General features: G+C 63.6%; 17 protein-coding genes. 4 read left to right on the top strand and 13 right to left on the bottom strand.

The genetic code is table 11. The features are described from left to right. Positions 1 to 144: 144 nt before the first annotated feature. The 4 genes from ACVOLI_RS03075 to ACVOLI_RS03060 all read right to left on the bottom strand — a co-directional run bounded on the left by ACVOLI_RS03075 (position 145) and on the right by ACVOLI_RS03060 (position 2551). Positions 145 to 480, bottom strand: coding sequence for a YegP family protein (locus ACVOLI_RS03075; protein ID WP_282273201.1), 336 nt, complete (start codon positions 478 to 480; stop codon positions 145 to 147). A 129-nt stretch (positions 481 to 609) separates the two neighbouring features. Beyond that, positions 610 to 867, bottom strand: coding sequence for a GIY-YIG nuclease family protein (locus ACVOLI_RS03070; protein WP_481509357.1), 258 nt, complete (start codon positions 865 to 867; stop codon positions 610 to 612). A 16-nt stretch (positions 868 to 883) separates the two neighbouring features. Beyond that, positions 884 to 1327 carry a hypothetical protein gene (locus ACVOLI_RS03065; RefSeq protein ID WP_481533475.1) on the bottom strand — a complete coding sequence of 148 codons (444 nt, stop codon included), beginning with the start codon at positions 1325 to 1327 and terminating at the stop codon, positions 884 to 886. A 150-nt stretch (positions 1328 to 1477) separates the two neighbouring features. Then, positions 1478 to 2551 carry a 3-deoxy-7-phosphoheptulonate synthase gene (locus ACVOLI_RS03060; protein ID WP_481533474.1) on the bottom strand — a complete coding sequence of 358 codons (1074 nt, stop codon included), beginning with the start codon at positions 2549 to 2551 and terminating at the stop codon, positions 1478 to 1480. A gap of 520 nt (positions 2552 to 3071) precedes the next feature. On the opposite strand from ACVOLI_RS03060, the gene trxC reads away from it, so the two are divergent. Continuing rightward, complete coding sequence (trxC, locus tag ACVOLI_RS03055; protein WP_481533473.1) at positions 3072 to 3518, top strand: thioredoxin TrxC; 447 nt, start codon at positions 3072 to 3074, stop codon at positions 3516 to 3518. Between the two features lie 176 nt (positions 3519 to 3694). Here trxC and groL read toward each other — a convergent pair whose 3' ends face one another. The 7 genes from groL to ACVOLI_RS03020 all read right to left on the bottom strand — a co-directional run bounded on the left by groL (position 3695) and on the right by ACVOLI_RS03020 (position 10453). Continuing rightward, positions 3695 to 5344: a chaperonin GroEL gene (gene groL / locus ACVOLI_RS03050; protein WP_282267471.1), complete on the bottom strand. Its 1650-nt coding sequence runs from the start codon at positions 5342 to 5344 to the stop codon at positions 3695 to 3697. 84 nt (positions 5345 to 5428) lie between these two features. Continuing rightward, on the bottom strand, positions 5429 to 5716 hold the full coding sequence (locus tag ACVOLI_RS03045; protein ID WP_282267469.1) for a co-chaperone GroES: 288 nt from the start codon (positions 5714 to 5716) through the stop codon (positions 5429 to 5431). 446 nt (positions 5717 to 6162) lie between these two features. Next, entirely contained in the window at positions 6163 to 8421 is a 2259-nt protein-coding gene (locus ACVOLI_RS03040; protein ID WP_481533472.1) for a hypothetical protein, read from the bottom strand. Positions 8422 to 8441: 20 nt separating this feature from the next. Beyond that, positions 8442 to 9143: a hypothetical protein gene (locus ACVOLI_RS03035; protein ID WP_481533471.1), complete on the bottom strand. Its 702-nt coding sequence runs from the start codon at positions 9141 to 9143 to the stop codon at positions 8442 to 8444. A gap of 2 nt (positions 9144 to 9145) precedes the next feature. Next, entirely contained in the window at positions 9146 to 9565 is a 420-nt protein-coding gene (locus ACVOLI_RS03030; RefSeq protein ID WP_481533470.1) for a type IV pilus modification PilV family protein, read from the bottom strand. Further along, positions 9549 to 10049 carry a pilus assembly FimT family protein gene (locus ACVOLI_RS03025; RefSeq protein WP_481533469.1) on the bottom strand — a complete coding sequence of 167 codons (501 nt, stop codon included), beginning with the start codon at positions 10047 to 10049 and terminating at the stop codon, positions 9549 to 9551. The genes ACVOLI_RS03030 and ACVOLI_RS03025 overlap by 17 nt, the downstream gene beginning before the upstream one ends. Next, positions 10046 to 10453 carry a type IV pilin protein gene (locus ACVOLI_RS03020; protein WP_481533468.1) on the bottom strand — a complete coding sequence of 136 codons (408 nt, stop codon included), beginning with the start codon at positions 10451 to 10453 and terminating at the stop codon, positions 10046 to 10048. Before ACVOLI_RS03020 ends, ACVOLI_RS03025 begins: the two co-directional genes overlap by 4 nt. Positions 10454 to 10640: 187 nt before the next feature. On the opposite strand from ACVOLI_RS03020, the gene cutA reads away from it, so the two are divergent. The 3 genes from cutA to ACVOLI_RS03005 are packed head-to-tail and all read left to right on the top strand — an operon-like array spanning position 10641 to position 13918. Continuing rightward, a complete protein-coding gene (gene cutA, locus ACVOLI_RS03015) occupies positions 10641 to 10964 on the top strand; it encodes a divalent-cation tolerance protein CutA (protein WP_282267453.1) in 324 nt (107 codons plus the stop codon). A 3-nt stretch (positions 10965 to 10967) separates the two neighbouring features. Continuing rightward, a complete protein-coding gene (locus tag ACVOLI_RS03010) occupies positions 10968 to 13328 on the top strand; it encodes a protein-disulfide reductase DsbD family protein (protein WP_481533467.1) in 2361 nt (786 codons plus the stop codon). Then, positions 13328 to 13918, top strand: a complete 591-nt coding sequence (locus ACVOLI_RS03005; RefSeq protein WP_481533466.1) for a TlpA family protein disulfide reductase — start codon at positions 13328 to 13330, stop codon at positions 13916 to 13918. Before ACVOLI_RS03010 ends, ACVOLI_RS03005 begins: the two co-directional genes overlap by 1 nt. Before the next feature lie 450 nt (positions 13919 to 14368). On the opposite strand, the gene ACVOLI_RS03000 is transcribed toward ACVOLI_RS03005, so the two are convergent. Both ACVOLI_RS03000 and ACVOLI_RS02995 read right to left on the bottom strand, forming a co-directional pair. After that, positions 14369 to 15931, bottom strand: coding sequence for a sodium/sugar symporter (locus tag ACVOLI_RS03000; RefSeq protein ID WP_481533465.1), 1563 nt, complete (start codon positions 15929 to 15931; stop codon positions 14369 to 14371). Positions 15932 to 16050: 119 nt separating this feature from the next. Next, on the bottom strand, positions 16051 to 18627 hold the full coding sequence (locus ACVOLI_RS02995; RefSeq protein ID WP_481533464.1) for a glycoside hydrolase family 3 protein: 2577 nt from the start codon (positions 18625 to 18627) through the stop codon (positions 16051 to 16053).

Genomic DNA, 18627 nt, shown 5'->3' with positions numbered 1-18627 from the left:
TTGTTTCCGTCCTCTTTTTTGTGGTCTCCTTTTTCGGGGTTCTTTGCTGACTCTTACTGTATCGGGCGCCTTCGCTCCCCGCGGCACTACAACTGAAAACCCCCGGTTTTCCCGGGGTTTTTCATTACAACAGCTGCAACACCGCTACGCCGTCTTGTCCTTGATCGTGGTACTGGGGCCATTGCCCTTGACGCTGGTGATGCCGGCTTCACGCGCAGCCTGCGAGGCATACATCTGGCTGCTACCGATCACCTGGTGGTTGGCCGCTTTCAGATTGAAATGGTAGCGACCGTCGCTGGCGGTCTTGCGCTCGTAATGCGCCTCATCCGGGCTGTTCTTCTGCACCGAGGCGATGCCATTCTCCGCGCCGGCGCGCGTGGTGTAACGCTCGCTGGTCAGGATGACCTCAGCGTTGCCTGCCTTGAGCACGAAATAGAACTGACCGTCGCTGCTCTTGTCCAACTCGTACCAACCTGCCATTGCAATACCCCGCTTGAGGATGATGCCGGCACGCTGCCGCCCTGCTACCGCCGCCGCATGCGTGGCTGTTGCCCGGATGACCGGACGTTGGAAGCCGCTAGCTGCCGCGGCTACAGGTGCGACTCTACCTCAATCTTCTGTCCGTTCCAGCCAGGCCAGCTTGCGCTCACGCGGCAGCTGCTTGATCTGCCATTCGGCGCGGGACGCGGCCGAGCGGTCGGCATAGGCGCGGCTGGCCAGCACCCGCAGCGGCGGGTGCGCGCGGGTATAACGCGCGCCCTTGCCGGCAACATGGGCCAGGAAACGGGCCTGCACATCAGTACTGATACCCGCGTAATAGCTGCCGTCACGGCACTCCAGCAGATACAGAAACCACAGCCCCTTCACCTGGCCCTGCCCCGGCTTACAGGCTGGCTGCGTCGGCAATCTTGCACAGACCTTCGCCAACCGCCTTGTTGGAGGTCATCTGGCCACCCTTGATGCTGAAACGCACTTCGACGCGGACGCTGCCGTCAGGCTGGCGACGCACGGTGGTGCGCAACGGAACGGTAGAACCGCCGCCGCCACGGACCGGATTCTCGGCGGCGATGTAGCCGGTGGTCTCGTTCGGGTAAATCCCGACCATGCCTTCGGCTTCGATCGCAGCAACGGTCTTGGCGAACGCGTCGGCGTAACTGACACCTTCATGGTCGGTCGAAGCCAGGAATTGCTTGCCGCTGGTGAAGCCACCGGCCACCGACAGGTTCTGCAGGCAGCCACTGCCCGAATCAAAAACTTCCTTCTTGGCCAGCGCCAGCGACGGGACCAGCATCATCGCCAATGCCACGGTGCACATACGGGTACGCATCAGTTCCTTCTCCATGGAGCGGTGATTCATAGGCTTCCTGCCGGAGACGGTGCTCCCCCTGTCTCCAAAGCAGGCGGGAGGCCTACCGCCTCCCGCCGCGTAAACTACTTGGACAGCCCGATGTGCGCCAGTGAAACTGTCACGGAATCCTCAGGCCGCCGCCTCCAGCTGGGCGCGGCGGCGTGCACGCACTGCCTCGGCCAGACGCTCCAGCACCTGCACGGTGCTGTCCCAATCGATGCAGCCGTCGGTAATGCTCTGGCCGTAGACCAGCGGCTGGCCTTCGACCAGGTCCTGGCGGCCGGCCACCAGATGGCTTTCAATCATCACCCCGACCACGCGCTGCTCGCCGGCTTCCAGCTGGCTGGCAATGTCATCGACTACCTTCGGCTGGTTCTCCGGCTTCTTGCTGCTGTTGGCGTGGCTGGCGTCGATCATCAACCGCGCCGGCAGCTGCGACTTGGCCAGCACGTCGCTGGCGGCCTGCACGCTGGCGGCGTCGTAGTTCGGGGTCTTGCCGCCGCGCAGGATCACATGGCAATCCGGGTTGCCGCGCGTGGCCACGATGGCGGTGCCGCCCTCCTTGGTCACAGACAGGAAGTGGTGCGGGTGCGAGGCCGCGCCGACCGCATCGGCAGCGATCTTCACATCGCCGGTGGTGCCGTTCTTGAAGCCAACCGGGCACGACAGGCCCGAAGCCAGCTCGCGGTGCACCTGGCTTTCGGTGGTACGCGCACCAATCGCGCCCCAGGCCACCAGATCGGCGATGTACTGCGGCGAGATCACGTCCAGGAACTCCACGCCAGCCGGCAGGCCGAGGCGGTTGATGTCACGCAGTAGACCACGCGCAACGCGCAGGCCCTTGTTGATGTTGAAGCTGCCGTCCAGGTCCGGGTCATTGATCAGGCCCTTCCAGCCCACCGTGGTGCGCGGCTTCTCGAAGTACACACGCATCACGATCTCAAGCTCGCCGGCCAGCGCATCGCGCAGCGGACGCAGGCGCTGGGCGTATTCCATCGCCGCAATCGGGTCGTGGATCGAGCACGGGCCCACGACAACCGCCAGGCGGTCGTCCTGGCCGTGCAGGATGCTGTGCAACGAGGCACGGGCGTCGGCCACGGTCTGCGAGGCTTCCTCGTCACAGGGCAGCAGCGCCAGCAGCTGCGCCGGCGAGGTCAGGGGTTCAAGTTTGCGGATGCGCAGATCGTCGGTATGGGGGGGCATGGGGGTCTCCAGTTCAAAGCGGTGAATGGTTTGGCCCCAGCGTGGCGGCATGAAAAAAGCCGCCAGGTTCGCTGGCGGCTTTTCGGGAATGCATCTGAAAGTTTCTTCAGGGTAAGCGCAGTCCTTCCTCCGCCAGCGGCTTGGGAAAGTAATACCAAAAGTAAAAGCTGGCGCGGGCTGCGTTCATGGGCAGCATTGATAACACGGTTTTTTGTGCGATGCGACAGTTTCAGCGGCAACAGACCGGGAGCGTCGACAGGTTCAGCCTTGGCGAGTGGGCAACAGCAGCTCGTCATTCGGCCTTTCAAGCAGCTGTTGAATCGATCAGCGACATCTGCCGGAGCTCAAATGAATGAGCCCGTTTGACACCGCGACTGCGCGCATATGAACCGTGGATTGCCGCAATGTATGCGCTGCAATTGTTCATCCCGCGCGGAAATGCGCGTTCCACAGGTAGCTGGACAATCGGCTCGTCGTGGCAGCGATACTGACAACTGATTCAACGCACAAAGTCATTCCGATGAACGACACCAGTTCCGAACTGCTGCAGATTGCCTGCCCGCATTGCAACGCCGTAAACCGCGTCCCTGCCGCTCGCCTGAGCCAGGCACCGTCATGCGGCCGCTGCCATCAGGCCTTGTTTGCCGCAGCGCCGATGGTCTTGAACGCGAGCGCGTTTGAAGCACACGCCAACCGTTCGCAGATCCCTTTGCTGGTGGATTTCTGGGCCAGCTGGTGCGGCCCGTGCCGGCAGATGGCACCGGAGTTCGCCAAGGCCGCCGTGCAGCTGGAGCCACGTATGCGCCTGGGCAAACTGGATACGGAAGCGGAGCCGGCCATCGCCACCCGCTATGCCATCCGCAGCATTCCGACGATGGTGCTGATCCTGGGTGGTCGCGAGATTGCGCGGCAGTCTGGCGCCATGCCAGCCAGCAGCATCGTGCAATGGGCCCGCGCCCAGAGATAGTGCCGGTGTTGTGGGAGAGGCGTGAGTCGCGAAGCTGGTGTTGCTTGAAAGGCCGCAGAGCTCCCCCTCCCCAACCCTCCCCTCCGCTTTCGGCGCAATGGAGGGAGCAACAAAACAAAACCCCGCCTTTCGGCGGGGTTTTGCGTACTACAGGCAGCGGTGAGGCTGCGGTGGACTTAGAAGTCCATGCCGCCCATGCCACCCATGCCGCCCATGCCACCGGCGCCGCCCATTGCCGGCTCGTCCTTCTTCGGAGCTTCGGCAACCATGGCTTCGGTGGTGATCATCAGGCCAGCGATCGAGGCTGCGTTCTGCAGTGCCGAACGGGTCACCTTGGTCGGGTCCAGGATGCCGAATTCCAGCATGTCGCCGAATTCGCCGGACGCAGCGTTGTAGCCGAAGCTGCCGGTGCCTTCCTTGACCTTGTTGACGATGACCGACGGCTCTTCACCGGCGTTGGCAACGATTTCGCGCAGCGGGGCTTCCATCGCGCGCAGGGCGATCTGGATGCCGTGGTTCTGGTCTTCGTTGTTGCCCTTCAGACCGGCCAGAGCGGAGACAGCGCGCACCAGGGCGACGCCGCCGCCCGGGACCACGCCTTCTTCGACGGCTGCGCGGGTAGCGTGCAGGGCGTCGTCAACGCGGTCCTTCTTTTCCTTCATTTCGATTTCGGTCGATGCACCGACCTTGATCACGGCAACGCCGCCGGCCAGCTTGGCAACGCGTTCCTGCAGCTTCTCGCGATCGTAGTCCGAAGAGGTTTCTTCGATCTGGGTCTTGATCTGCTTGACGCGCGATTCGATGGCAGCGGTATCGCCAGCGCCGTCGATGACGGTGGTGTTTTCCTTGGAGACCTGCACCTTCTTGGCGCGGCCCAGGTCCTTGATGGTGGCCTTTTCCAGCGACAGGCCAACTTCTTCGGAGATCACGGTGCCGCCGGTCAGCACGGCCATGTCTTCCAGCATCGCCTTGCGACGGTCGCCGAAGCCCGGTGCCTTGACGGCCACGACCTTGACGATGCCACGGATGGTGTTGACCACCAGGGTAGCCAGCGCTTCGCCTTCGATGTCCTCGGCGATGATCAACAGCGGCTTGCCTGCCTTGGCGACGCCTTCCAGCACCGGCAGCAGGTCACGCACGTTGGAGATCTTCTTGTCGTGCAGCAGGATGTACGGGTCATCCAGGTCAGCGGTCTGCGACTGCTGGTTGTTGATGAAGTACGGGGACAGGTAGCCGCGGTCGAACTGCATGCCCTCGACGACGTCCAGCTCGTTTTCCAGGCCCGAGCCTTCCTCAACGGTGATCACGCCTTCCTTGCCGACCTTCTTCATCGCTTCGGCGATGATGTTGCCGATCGACTCGTCGGAGTTGGCCGAAATGGTGCCGACCTGGGCGATGGCCTTGTCGTCAGCGGTGGGCTTGGAGATGTTCTTCAGCTCGGCGACGGCGGCGATCACGGCCTTGTCGATACCGCGCTTCAGATCCATCGGGTTCATGCCGGCGGCAACGGCCTTGGCGCCTTCGCGGATCAGGGCCTGGGCCAGCACGGTGGCGGTGGTGGTGCCGTCGCCAGCGTCGTCATTGGTGCGCGAAGCAACTTCCTTCACCATCTGCGCGCCCATGTTCTCGAACTTGTCAGCCAGTTCGATTTCCTTGGCGACGGACACGCCGTCCTTGGTGATGGTCGGGGCGCCGAAGCTCTTCTCGAGCACGACGTTGCGGCCCTTCGGGCCCAGGGTTGCCTTGACGGCATTGGCGAGAACGTTGACGCCGCGCACCATGCGCGAACGGGCGTCTTCACCGAAACGAATATCCTTGGCAGCCATTGCGATTACCTCTGAGTAGAGCCGAGCCGAGCTCGGCTGCTTTTATCGGGAAAGGGGGTTTACAGGAACAGGTGGCGCGGCAGCTCAGCCGATGACGGCAAGCACGTCGTCTTCGCGCAGCACCTTGTACTCGACGCCTTCGGCCTTGTAGGACGAACCGGCGTACTGGCCGTAAATGACCTTGTCGCCAACCTTCAGCGACGGGGTACGCACCGAACCGTTGTCCAGCGGCTTGCCCGGGCCCACGGCCACGACTTCACCCTTGGTGGACTTTTCCTTGGCCGAATCCGGGATCAGGATGCCGCCGGCGGAGATTTCGTCGGCTTCGATCGGCTTGACCACAACGCGGTCGTGAAGCGGCTTGATGCTCATGAAGGACCTCTTAAGTAATTGATTGGCCTGAAATTCCGGCGACACCGACTGGGAAACAGGGGGACGTCGGCATCACGCGTAAAAAGACCCGTCGTGCGGGCTTGTTTGGGAGATGGGGCTGGCTGGGGGCCTTTCAAGGGCAGGCCGGAAAAATGATCATCCCGGCTGGCAGGGTCTGGTAACTGCCCCTGCGGGCGCCGGCGGCAATCGTGCCACCTGCCCCACCGCCGCAGTCCCGAATACGCCACGGACTGCGGGCCGCCTGCATCACCTCCGCCCCTGCCGGTTTCGGCATCTGAAGCTCCGCCACGAACGGCGCCGTATGATCGCGGGGATCGGGCACCGTTCACGCCGAAAAAAAATGGCGCGTCCCGGGGGATTTCGGGGCACGCCATATCAAGAGAGAGAGCCGCCCAGACCGCGGGCTGAACTACTTTTTTGGAATATCAGAGGTACCGCGACCACTGCACCGAGGCGCTGGCAGGGCTTGCCGGCAGCCCACCGCTGCCGGTGCTGCACACCGGGAGCAGGTTCAGGCCACCACCGCTGGGAACATCAACCGCGATGCCGCCGGCGGATATCTTGGTATCGGCGGTCTGGTTGCTGCCTACCGTCAAGCTGCCGTGGATGGTGACGGTGGCACCACTGGTCGACAGCTGCTTGCCCAGCATCACGCTGCCACGCAGCTCCCAGCCCGCGATGTCGGCAGCGCCTTCGGCGATCACGGTGGTGTTGGCAATCGGCAGGCCCTGGTAGGTCTGCGGCTTGCCATCAGGCCCCTGCCCTTCCCACTCCACCAGCTGCGTGCGGCTGGCGCACAGGTTGGTCGGATAGAAGTCGCCGCCACAGACCTTGGCCGCACCGGCGAAGTTCGGCGCGATCAGGTCGCGATGGCCGGCAGTGGTAAGGGTGACGTTGCCGCCACAGGTAGCCTGGCTCGGGTCGTCACAACCACGCACCACCACGGTATTGAGGAAATCGGTACTGGTACCGTCGATCTTCACCGACTGGTCAAACCACAGCACGCCCGCCGGCATCTTGCTGACCCCGTGCAGCAACCAGCTGCCATCGCGCTGCCTGGCCTTCAGGCAGCCCTTCTCATTGGTGTAGTTGCAGGTCATCAGCTCCTGCAGGATCGCCAGTTGCGCTGGGCTGGGATTGTTCAGCGGATACACCCCGTCGATGGAATCACCATTGGCACGCTTTACATTGCGGATGGTCAACTGCGCGGCGCCATCAACCGTGCTGAAGGCGTAGTTGGCCATGGCCAGGAAGTTGTCGGCATCCACCGGTTTGACCCGCGCTTCGCAGTACGGGATGCCGGGCAGACCTGGACTGGTGCCAGCCTGCCTGGTCTGCACGTTGTTCACCGGCATGTTGAGGTTGCCAGCGAGCCGGCCCGAACCGCTGACCGAAACCTGGTTGACCGTCATGTCACCGCCACCGAGCAGATTCTTCACCGTGCCCGATGTCATTGCGATGTTTCCGCTGGCCCAGAGTGTCTCGTACTTGCCGCTCCAACCCGACACGGTGACGTTGTAGCCCCACAACTGGCCCACCGTGAGTGTTGCCAAGCCAACGGTGCCGCCGGCAATACGGGTGGAGCGGAAGCTCAGCGCATCCGGCAGGCTGACACTGTCCGCACCCTTCAAACGCTCGGCAGCGGCCGCACCGGTTACCAAGCCGGTCGTTGCATCGACCTTCAACAGCGGCGCGCCGGCGCTGTCCTGCTTGCTGAAATCCAGCAGGAACTGGCTCTGGTCGGCCAAGGTGATCACTGCGTGGCCGCTGTGGAGCGGCGCAACAGTACCCGTCACCCACGGCGTGCCGCCGGTTACTGTGGACGCAATCAGGTGGCCGCCGACTTCGGCGGTGCCGATCAGCGCGGTGCCGGAGTAAACGCCAACCGCATAGGCGCCAGCCTTGATCGCGGTGTAGTTGCCACCGCTGACACCACTGCCGATCTCGACATTGCGTGCCCACAGCGTGGTTCCATTGGGATTGCCCATGCCGTTGATGCGGATGGTGCCTTCCGAATACAGATGACCGTTGTCGGTGATGCCACCGCCGCTCAATGACACATCGCCCTTGACGCAACCGGAGATGCGCGCGGTCGAACCACCGCCAATCGTCAGGTTGCCGGCTACCACGATGTTCTCGTAATCCACCGCATTGGTGACGTCGAGCTTGCCGCCGCTGTAATCCAGGTTGCCGTTGAACACCATCGGCGCCTTCGGCATCGACGCGCATACCGGCGGAATGCCAGGGGTGCCATTTCCCGGTACCACGTCATAGATCACTTCGACGGTGGCTGTGGTCAAGGCACTGCCGACACCCGCGGTGCCAATGACCTGGGCACTGACCCGGTAGTGGTCGCTGCCGGTAACCTCGATCGATGTCACCGTTGCAGCGCGCACGCCCAGCGCTTCAAGCCCGCTGACTGGCTTGGCATCATTGCCTACCCAGCCCGGCCATACGCTGGTATCAACCTGCAGCAGGTACAGCCGCAGTGCTTCGACACCGCGCCATGCCGCCGCCTGTGCAGCCGTGGCCGAATGCGTGGTGAGCTGCTGCGACTGGGTGCCGCGCAGCGAGTAGATGGTCGCGGCAACCGTGACCGAAACCGCCAGTCCGACCATCAACACGATCAGCAGCGTGGCAACGCCACGCTGCCGTTTGAAAGCGGAAAAACGATTCCTGTCCATGCCAACACGTCCCCTGTGCATCAGATGGTCACTGCTAGATTGGGCAGGCAGGCCAAGAACAGATGGCTGCTGGCGTCGCTGCGTTCCAAGGCCAGTTGCTGGCCAACCGCTGCAGCAGGCGTGGTGCTGAAATCCTGCTGCATGTATGGGAGGCATTGACGCTCACCCTTGAGCGAAAACACATAGCCTGGCGCCAGGCTCATCGCACCGACTTCCTGCTCACCGGAGGCAAAGGCGCTGCCATCTTTCTGCATGGGAGTGAAGAAGGCCGCACTACCAGCAAGCAGGTGCTGCTCATCGCTTTTCCATGTAGCAGCTTGGGCATCGCTGCAGGCCTTGGGGGTAAAGCGGTACAGACCCTCACCGTCGACCAACCGCAGGCCCGAACAGACGTAGCCGCTGGCGGTCAGCTCGGCCTTGTAGCGCCACACCAACTCCTTGCCTGCGTCGCGAACATGCAGCTTGCTGGTCAAGCTGTCGGCGGCCGGCACACCAAAGCCAGCGCCCTGCAGCTCGATCTGCGCCGACAACAACGCCGCCGACACCTGCCCATCGCGCAATGCAGAACGCGATGCGTTCGCGGAAACCTCCACCATGGTCTTATACAGCGTCATCATCGCGGCAATGGTGATCAGCGAGATCAGCAGCCCTACCAGCATGCTGATCAGGCTCTGGCCGCCTTGCTGCCGGCGGCCGATCCGGGTGGCAGTGCGTGCATGCATGTTCATTGCTTCGTCGACACCAGCAGATCGGGATCGTTTTCGTTGGCGCCCTTGCTGCCGAGATCGGTCGCGGCGACCGTCAGGTCCACCCGCTGTGGTGCCTCCACGGTGCGTGCAATACCCGCCATGGCTACCGTTGCGGTGGCGGCCTCGCAGCTGACCGCAGCGCTCCTGGACTCGCCGTTGGGCATGCCGATCTCCAGCGTGCCACTGCCGCACAAGCCCACGCCCTGGGTCTGCAGACTGTCGCGCAGACGCTCAACCACCAGGTTTTCGACCTTGGCATCGCGCTGGTTGTTCATCACATTGGCCATTACATGGGCCAGACCGGCGCCGATGATGCTGGTGATCAACACCCCGACCAGAGCCTCGAGCATGATGTCGCCGCGCTGCCGGCGTCGCGGGTCAAAGCAGATCGACATAGAGCGGTTCCTGGCTGTTCATGCCAATGGCGATACGCGAATGGGTGGCTGCGCTGCTGCAGCTCGCCGCGCCCGGCAGGCGCTGGCCACGGTTGTCGAAGGCCACGCAGGACATCAGCGCGCCCGAGGCTTGCAGCTCGTCTGCATCGGCATAGTCATCGGCGCCGGTCAGGCGATACTCGCCACCGCGCGGCAACTCGCCCTGCCACAACACTTCGTTGCCAGCGCCACGCAATATCTGCAGGCTGCGACCACTGTGCTGCAGACGTGCCGAAACAGCCGCACCGGTGACGTGCTCCGGATTGCGCAAGGCCAGCGAGCGGGTCTGCGACACGGCCTCCCACAGCAGGTTGCGTGCCTGCATCTGCCGGTTGCTGTCGATCCACTGCAGCGTGAACGGCATGCCTGCCAAGGCCAGCACCGCCATCACCGCCAGGGTCACCATCAATTCGATCAGTGAAAAACCCGTGGCGCGGCGGCTCATGGCCAGTCACTCACGCCGGCACAGTTACCGGACACCGTGCGGCTGTTGTCCGAATCGAGCTTGAGCGTGCAGCCACTGGCCTTGCCCAACGCGCTGCCGGCGACCGCCTTGAGCTCATAACCACTGTTGGTGGCGGTATAGCTATAGGTGAACTGGCCAGCTTTGGTCGCCGCATTCCAGCCCTTCTTGGCTGCCGCGTCACTGGCCGGGTAGCCCAGTGTGCGCTGGCGGAAATTCTCGACCGTACTGGACAACGCCATCAAATCGCTCTGCGCTGTACGGAGCTTGCTGCGCAGAACGTAGTCCGAGTACAGCGGCATGGCGATGCCGGCCAGGATGGCAATAATGGCCACGACGATCATCAGCTCGATCAGCGTGAAGCCCCGGTTTTTGTGTTGCTGCATATGCCCCCCTGTAGAGCCCTGCGAACACCTGCATCCGCCGTGACAAGAACCTTCGTAGGAATTGGCCTCCATCTGGCATCAGATGAAAACCGCGTGAAACTGTGACCGGCCGCAATATACAATTGATGACAACGATGTCAACACTTCCATCCGAAAACGCCTCAAGCGCTTCTGCCACAATGGCTCGATGGACGTAAGACTGGTCTTCTGCACCTGCCCCGACGAACAAACCGCGCAGGCCTTGGCTCACCATCTGGTGGAGCAGCGTTTGGCTGCCTGCGTGAACTTGTTGCCTGCGATGCGGTCTGTGTACCGCTGGCAGGAGCAGATTGAACAAGCTGAAGAGATTCAGCTTGTTATAAAAACCTGTGCTGATCGGTTGGATGCGTTGAGCGCCGCGATCAGGTTGCACCACCCTTATGAATTGCCGGAGATCGTGGCGATCTCCCCCAGCGCCGGCCTGCCGGCGTATCTGGACTGGATCCGGGCGCAGACCCGGGAGGAAACATAATTAATGATGCTGTTGCGACAATTTGCCGCTTTCTGCCTGCTTACCCTGGCCGCCCTGCCGGCGCTGGCCATCAATGAGAAAGACCTGCTACCGGTAGACCAGGCCTTTGCCCTGCGTGCCGAGGCTCTCAGCCGCGACCGCATCGAGCTGCGCTGGGACATCGCCCCGGGCTATTACCTCTACCATCACCGCACCAGTGTCAAAGCCGGCCCCGGCTTCACTGCCGGCGCGCTGCAGATGCCACAGGGCGAGAAGAAGCACGACGAATTCTTTGGCGATGTGGAGACCTACCATCGCCAGCTGCGCGCGGTCCTGCCGGGTACCGCCGACGCGGGCGCCACCAGCGTCACCCTCGAAGTCCGCTACCAGGGCTGTGCCGATGCCGGCGTGTGCTACCCGCCGCAAAAGCGCAACATCGAAGTAAGACTGCCCGCAGCAAGCGGCGCCGCGCCCGCGGCTGCAGCCGCTGCACCGTCTTCCGCACCCATCTTCAACCCGCTCGCCGGCAACAACGGTGGCGGCCTCAGCCTGCCCGGCGCGCCCGCCGTGCAGGGCCTGCCGCTGCCCTCGGAAAAGGCCTTCGGCTTCGAGGCCATCGTCGACAACGGCAACCGCCTGCTGCTGCGCTTCTCGCCGGCACCGGGCTATTACCTGTACCGCGACCGCACCTCGCTGGCACTGGAAGGCGCCGATGGCGTGCGCGCCGGCCGCCCACAATGGCCCGCCGGCAAGCCCTACCGCGACGAGCATTTCGGCAACGTGGTGGTCTATTTCGACCAGGTCGATGTACCGCTGCCATTGCGCCGCGACAAGCCCGACGCCACGCCGGCCACCCTGGTTGTCACGTTCCAGGGCTGCCAGACCGACGGTATCTGCTATCCACCGATGACCCGCCGGGTGCGGCTGTCGCTGCCCGCCGGCAAGATCTCGTCGAAGGAAAAAGAAGAACTGGCAGTTGCCCCCTTGGTGATCCAGCCGTTGCCGGCCGGCAAGAAGGGCGAAGTCCCGCCGATGCCGCTGATCGACCCGGCCAACCCGCCGGCACCGCAGCCGCTGGTGGTGCGTCCGGCTGCTGCGGCCGCCAGCCTGGCCGAAGCCGCGCCCGATGCGTCCGCCGACAATACCCGCCGCAGCCAACCGCCCGCCGATACCGCCGGCAACGGTTCGCTGCTGTGGGTTCTGCTGCTGGCGCTGGCTGGCGGCCTGATCCTCAATCTGATGCCCTGCGTCCTGCCGATTCTGTCGCTGAAGGTGCTGGGCGTTGCACAGAGTGGCGAGAGCCGCCAGCGCGCGCGCAGCCACGCACTTTGGTACACGGCAGGCGTGCTGGTTGCGTTTGCCGCGATTGGTGGCCTGGTGCTGGCACTGCGCGCTGCCGGCCAGGCAGCCGGCTGGGGCTTCCAGTTGCAGCACCCGTGGTTCATCGCCGCGCTGGTGTACCTGATGTTCGTCGTTGGCCTGAGCCTGTCCGGGCTGTTCACCCTGGGCGGCAATGCCGGCCAACTGGGCCAGAGCCTCGCCAGTCGCAGCGGCCCCAGCGGTGATTTTTTCACCGGCGTGCTGGCCTGCGTGGTCGCCAGCCCCTGCATCGCACCGTTCATGGGTCCTGCCTTGGCCTACGCCTTCACCGCACCGCCGGCCTTGGCGATGCTTGTGTTCCTGGCATTGGGGCTGGGTCTGGCACTGCCGTTCCTGCTGATTGGTTTTGTACCAGCGCTGGCCGAGCGGCTGCCCAAGCCGGGCGCATGGATGGAAACCTTCAAGCACGTGATGGCCTTCCCGATGTACCTCACTGCCATCTGGCTGTTGTGGGTGCTGGGCAAGCAGCGGGGCATCGATGCGATGGGCCTGATGCTGGTCGGCCTGACCCTGCTGGCGCTGGGCCTGTGGTGGTTTGAACGCAGCCGCTGGCATAGCCGTCGGATCGGCATGGTGCTGGGCGCGGTGATCGCGCTGCTGGCGCTGGTGCCGGTGTGGGGCGTGACCCGCCTGCCGCCGCCGGGCGCTGCCATCGCCAGCGAAGGCACGGTGTCCTATTCGCCACAGATGCTGGACCGCCTGCGCGCCGACAACCGCGTGGTGTTCGTCAACATGACCGCTGACTGGTGTGTCACCTGCAAGGCCAACGAACGCAACGTGCTGGACCGCGACAAGTTCCGTGACACGCTCAAGCGGGTCAACGCGGTGTACATGCGCGGTGACTGGACCAATGTGGATCCGCAGATCAGCGCCTTCCTCGAGCAGCACAAGGCGGTCGGTGTGCCGCTGTATGTGGTGTATGGACCGGGGGCACCGCCGCGCGTGCTGCCGACCGTACTGACCCAATCCATCGCTGAAGAAGCGCTGCTGCGCGCGGCACGCTGATGCGCCGCGCCGCGTGGTGGGTGGCAGGTATCGCGGCCGCAGCCGGGCTGTCGGCCGGTGCATGGCTGAGCCGCCCGGTCACACCGCCACTGCCGTCGATGAGCACGCCCTCTGCACCGCTGAAATCGGCGACGCCGGTGCAGGGTGTGCGTGTCGGCGAACTGATGCCTTCATTCACCCTGCCCGACCTGGATGGCATGCCGGTGAAGTTCCCGGAGCAGTTCAAGGGCAAGCCGCTGTTGATCAATGTGTGGGCCAGCTGGTGTGCGCCCTGCATCGAGGAGATGCCCGAGTTGGCGCGCTTTGCTGCGCGTCATGCGGACACTGGACCGCAGGTGGTGGGCTTGGCCTTGGACACGCCGGAAGCGGTGCTGGATTTCCTTGGCAACGTGCCGGTGTATTACCCGATCGTGATCGAAACGCCGGGGCCGCAGGATGCCAGCGTCAAGCTGGGCAATTCGCAGGGGCTGCTGCCATACAGCGTATTGGTTGATGCACAGGGGCGCGTGCTCAAGCAGAAGCTTGGGCCGTTCAAGGCGGGTGAGATTGATGCGTGGGTTGCCAGCGTGGAGCCTGCTGCCAAGCAGTGAACCTGCAAGTCTTGGATTGATTGTTGCGGTTTTGATTGGTGGCACGGGTAAGTGCATCGCGGCCGGGGTGTGGTCGGTGCCAAGAGCCAAAAGCTCCCTCATCCGCCCCTTCGGGGCACCTTCTCCCGCTGGCGGGAGAAGGGAATGCACTCCGCTCGTGGTCAGCTGCAACTGACGCATTTCCAGCTCTGCTTTGCCCTGCCTTGCCTTGCTTTGCTTTGCATCCCTTCTCCCGCCTGCGGGAGAAGGTGCCCCGAAGGGGCGGATGAGGGGAAGCTTTTGTCTTTGAGCTTTTGTCTTTGAGCTTTTGTCTTTGAGCTTTTGCCTTTGAGCTTTTGCCCTTGCGCTTCTGCCTCTAGCTACTGCTTCTGCTTCTGGCTTCTACAAGATGCTTCGCACCTCACCCTCTCCCCAACCCCTCTCCCGGAGGGAGAGGGGCTCAAGCTCAGATCACCAGAACGCCGCGTACAGCGCGACCAGGATCGCGATCACCGCCACCGAGCCGATGTTAAACACACCGCCCGTGCGGTAATCCACGTCACGGGTGTCGATGATGTCCTTCTCGGGCGCCGCCGGCGTCAACAGTGATACGCCTATCGCCAAGGCCAACGCCAGCAGGAACACCAGGCCGACGCGGTCGATGAAGGGCAATGCCGGCCAGGCCAGCTTCAACACGATCGACAACACGAACGAACCAATCGCCGCCGACAGTGCACCAGCCTCGTTGGCTCGTTTCCAGAACAGGCCCAGCATGAAGATCACCACGATGCCCGGGGTGAAGAAGCCGGTGTACTCCTGGATGTACTGGAAGGCCTGGTCGAAGCTGCCCAGCAAGGGCTTGGCGGTGAGAATACCCAGCACCACCGCCAACACCGCAGCGATACGGCCCACACGCACCAGCTTGGTCTGATCCGCTTCGGGATTGCGTTTGGCGTAAAAATCCAAGGTAAAAATCGTCGCCACCGAATTGATCTTCGATGCCAGCGAGGCAACGATGGCCGCCACCAGCGCGGCAAACACCAGGCCGAGCACACCGGTCGGCAGCATCCGCATCATCGTCGGATAGGCCTGGTCCGGCTTGTCCAGGTTCGGCGCCAGCATCACCGCGGCGATACCCGGCAATACCACGATCACCGGCATCAACAGCTTCAGGAACGCAGCAAACAACACGCCCTTCTGTGCTTCACCGATGCTCTTGGCCGCCAGCGCACGCTGGATGATGTACTGGTTGAAGCCCCAGTAGCTGATGTTCATGATCCACAGGCCGCCGAGCAGCACGCTCAGACCAGGCAGGTCCTTGTAGAAGGGGTTGTCCTTGCTGAGGATCATCTCGAAGTGACCCGGCTGCGCCTGCCACAGTTTGTTGAAGCCGGCGACGATGCCGGCACCATCGCCGAGCTGGTTCAAGGTCAGCCCTGCGACGAACAGGCCGCCGAGCACCAGCAGCGTGACCTGCACGATATCGGTAAGCGCGACGGCCTTCAGTCCGCCGTACAACTGGTACAGCAGCGCGAACACGCCGATCAGCACCACCGCGGTCATCTGGTCGATGCCGGTGACCTGGTTGACCGCCACCGCGCCCAGCCACAGGATCGAAGTGACGTTGACGAACACGTACAGGCCCAGCCAGAACACCGCCATCACCGTGCGGATGCGGCTGCCATAACGCTGTTCCAGGAACTGCGGCATGGTGTAGATGCCGTTGCGCAGGAACACCGGCAGGAACCACTTGCCGACGATCAACAGGGTAAGCGCCGCCATCCACTCATACGAGGCCACCGCCAGACCGATCGCATAGCCCGAACCGGACATGCCGATGATCTGCTCGGCGGAAATATTCGCCGCGATCAACGATGCGCCGATCGCCCACCACGGCAATGACTTGCTGGCCAGGAAGTAATCCTTGGCATCCTTGCTGTGCCCGGCTTTCTCCCGCGACACCCATTGCGCAAGAACGAAGATACCGGCCAGGTAGACCAGTACGATCGCGATATCCAACGTACCCAAACCCATCTCATCACTCCCTGTTGTGCACCGACCGGGCTGTCATCCCTGCGCCCTTTCGCTACCGACCCCAACGGGCCACATCATCAGGTGCGCCGGCACCCTCCCGTACCGGCGCTTTCGCTGTTTCAGCGTGTTGCGCAGTCTACGTTTACCTCGGCCTCACCGGCAGCGCCAAGAGCGATCCGTGATACCGAAATATCCGCAACGGCAGCCGTTTCCAGCTCAGTGGTACGTTGGATCCTGGACAGATCCGCACCCGCAGCGGCAAAGCACTTGAGCGGTACGCCAACGCTGACCCACTTGCCAGCCGGAATGGCCGACAAGGTGGCTTGCAGGTCGACCTTGGCCGCACAACCCGCACCGCAACCCACACCCACCGTCAACGGTGCCGATACCGCGCTGTCGCGGCGCAGCGTCAACTGCAGCTGCACGTCGCCGTTGCTCTCGCGGGTGACGTCAATGGGCGTGGCGGCAATCAAGGCGAACTTTGCCAGTGCCGTGCCCGACCACTGCAGGCGGCGTGCGTCTTCCTGCGCCTTGTGATCGACCGCGGTCATCCTCAAGGTGCCGTCAGCCAGTACGGTCGGCACGGTGGTGGCCGGCATGTCCGGCTGCGATGCACTGGACAGCTGCAGCGACAGGCCCAGCGAAGGACGGCCCTTGGCGAAGTACACGCCGCTGCCGGCCTGCTCACCGCTCACGCCGGAGTCTTCCGGCAGCGCTGCCACATCTCCCTTGTCGGCATAGCTCAGGCCGTGGCCGAACTTGTACAGCGGGTTGTGACCCGGCTTGTTGACCGCCGAGTCAATCGCGGTGCGCGGCCAGGAGAAGCTGAGCTTGCCCTTGAAGTCGTGGTTGACGCTGCCATCGGCCTTGCGCAGCAGCACATCGGCGATACCCGCGCCTTCCGAACCCGGCAACCAAGCCGCGACGAAGGCGTCGGAAGCATTGATCTCGCGGTTCATCCACAGCGGACGACCGCTGATGAACACCGCCACCACCGGAATGCCTTCACTCTTCAGGCGCTTGAGCAGTTCCAGGTCGGCATCGTTGCCCGGCTTGTACAGCAGGTTGGGGATGTCACCCTGGAATTCGGCATAAGGCTCTTCGCCGAACACCACCACCGCCACATCCGGCTTGGACTTGTACTTGCCATCGACCGCCAGCTCGGCGCTGCCACCAGCAGCACTGACTTCACGCTGCAGGCCTTCCCAGATGGTGTCGGCGTTGGGGAAGTCGGCACGGGTGGTGCCGGTGCCCTGCCAGTTCAAGGTCCAGCCACCGGCCTGCTTGCCGATGTTATCGGCGCCATCACCGGCCACCAGCACCTTCTGGTCGGCGCGCAGCGGCAGGATGCCGTTGTTGTTCTTCAACAGCACCAGCGATTCGCGCACGGCCTGACGAGCCACCGCGCGGTGTTCGGCTGCACCCAGCAGTTCAAACTTGCCGCCCAATGCACGCGCCGAAGGCTTGGGCGCATCGAACAGGTTCATGCGGAACTTCACCCGCAGCACGCGACGCACGGCGTCATCCAGGCGCTCGGTCGAGAGCTTGCCCGACTTCACCGCGGCGACGGTGGACTCGTACATGCCCTTCCAGCTGTCGGTGGCCATCGCCATGTCCAGGCCGGCGTCATAGGTGGCCGGGCAATCGGTGGTGCTGCAACCGGGAATCTGGCCATGGCCATTCCAGTCGCCGACCACGAAGCCGCCGTAGTTCATGCGGCCCTTCAGCACGTCGGTCAGCAGCGGCTTGTGGCCGTGCATCTTGACCCCGTGGAAGCTGTTGAACGAAGCCATCACCGACTGTGCACCGGCCTTGATGGCGGTGACGTAACCGGCGCTGTGGACATCACGCAGCTCGGCCTCGCTGACCGCGGTATCACCCTGGTCCTTGCCGTCGGTGGTACCGCCGTCGCCGACGAAATGCTTGACCGACACCATCACGTGCTTGTCGTCGAGGAAGTCCGGCGTGCCGACCTTGCCCTGCAGGCCTTCGACCATCGCCGCGGCGAACTCGGCCACCAGCTGCGGGTTCTCCGAATAGCCTTCATAGGCGCGGCCCCAGCGCACGTCCTGCGGCACTGCCACGGTCGGCGCGAACGCCCACTCCATGCCGGTGGCGCGGGTTTCGGCGGCGGTGATCTGGCCGATCCGGCGCTGCAGTTCAACGTTGCGGGTTGCACCCAGGCCAACGTTGTGCGGGAACAGCGTCGCGCCCACCACGTTGCTCTGGCCGTGCATCGCATCGATACCGAACAGCAGTGGAATCGCCTTGCCGCCACCGCTGGTATCCATCGACGCGGCCCAGAAGTCATCGGCAACCTGCAGCCAGTCCTTGGCCGGTGCGTTGTACTTGCCACCCGGGTCGGAGCTGCCACCGGCCAGGATCGAGCCCAACCTGTACTTGCGCACGTCGTCCGGGGTGATGCTGGCCAGGTCACCCTGCACCAGCTGGCCGACCTTCTCCTCCAGCGTCATCGTCGCCAGCAGATCGTTGACGCGCTTTTCCAGCGCCGGATCTTCCGCCAGCGGCCATTCCACCACCGGCCACTGTTCCGGATGGATCGTGCCGTCATACGCGGCATCGGCCGTGGCCGCCTGCGGTGCACCGTTGTCGCCGCTGTTGCAGCCGGCCAGCACCGCGATACCCACTGCCAGCGCGCCAACCAGGGCAACGCGGCGTGTCGAAAACGTCATCAT

It is taken from the genome of Stenotrophomonas sp. STEN029 (genome assembly GCF_056760015.1).
This window is presented reverse-complemented; position numbering and strand designations above follow the sequence as displayed.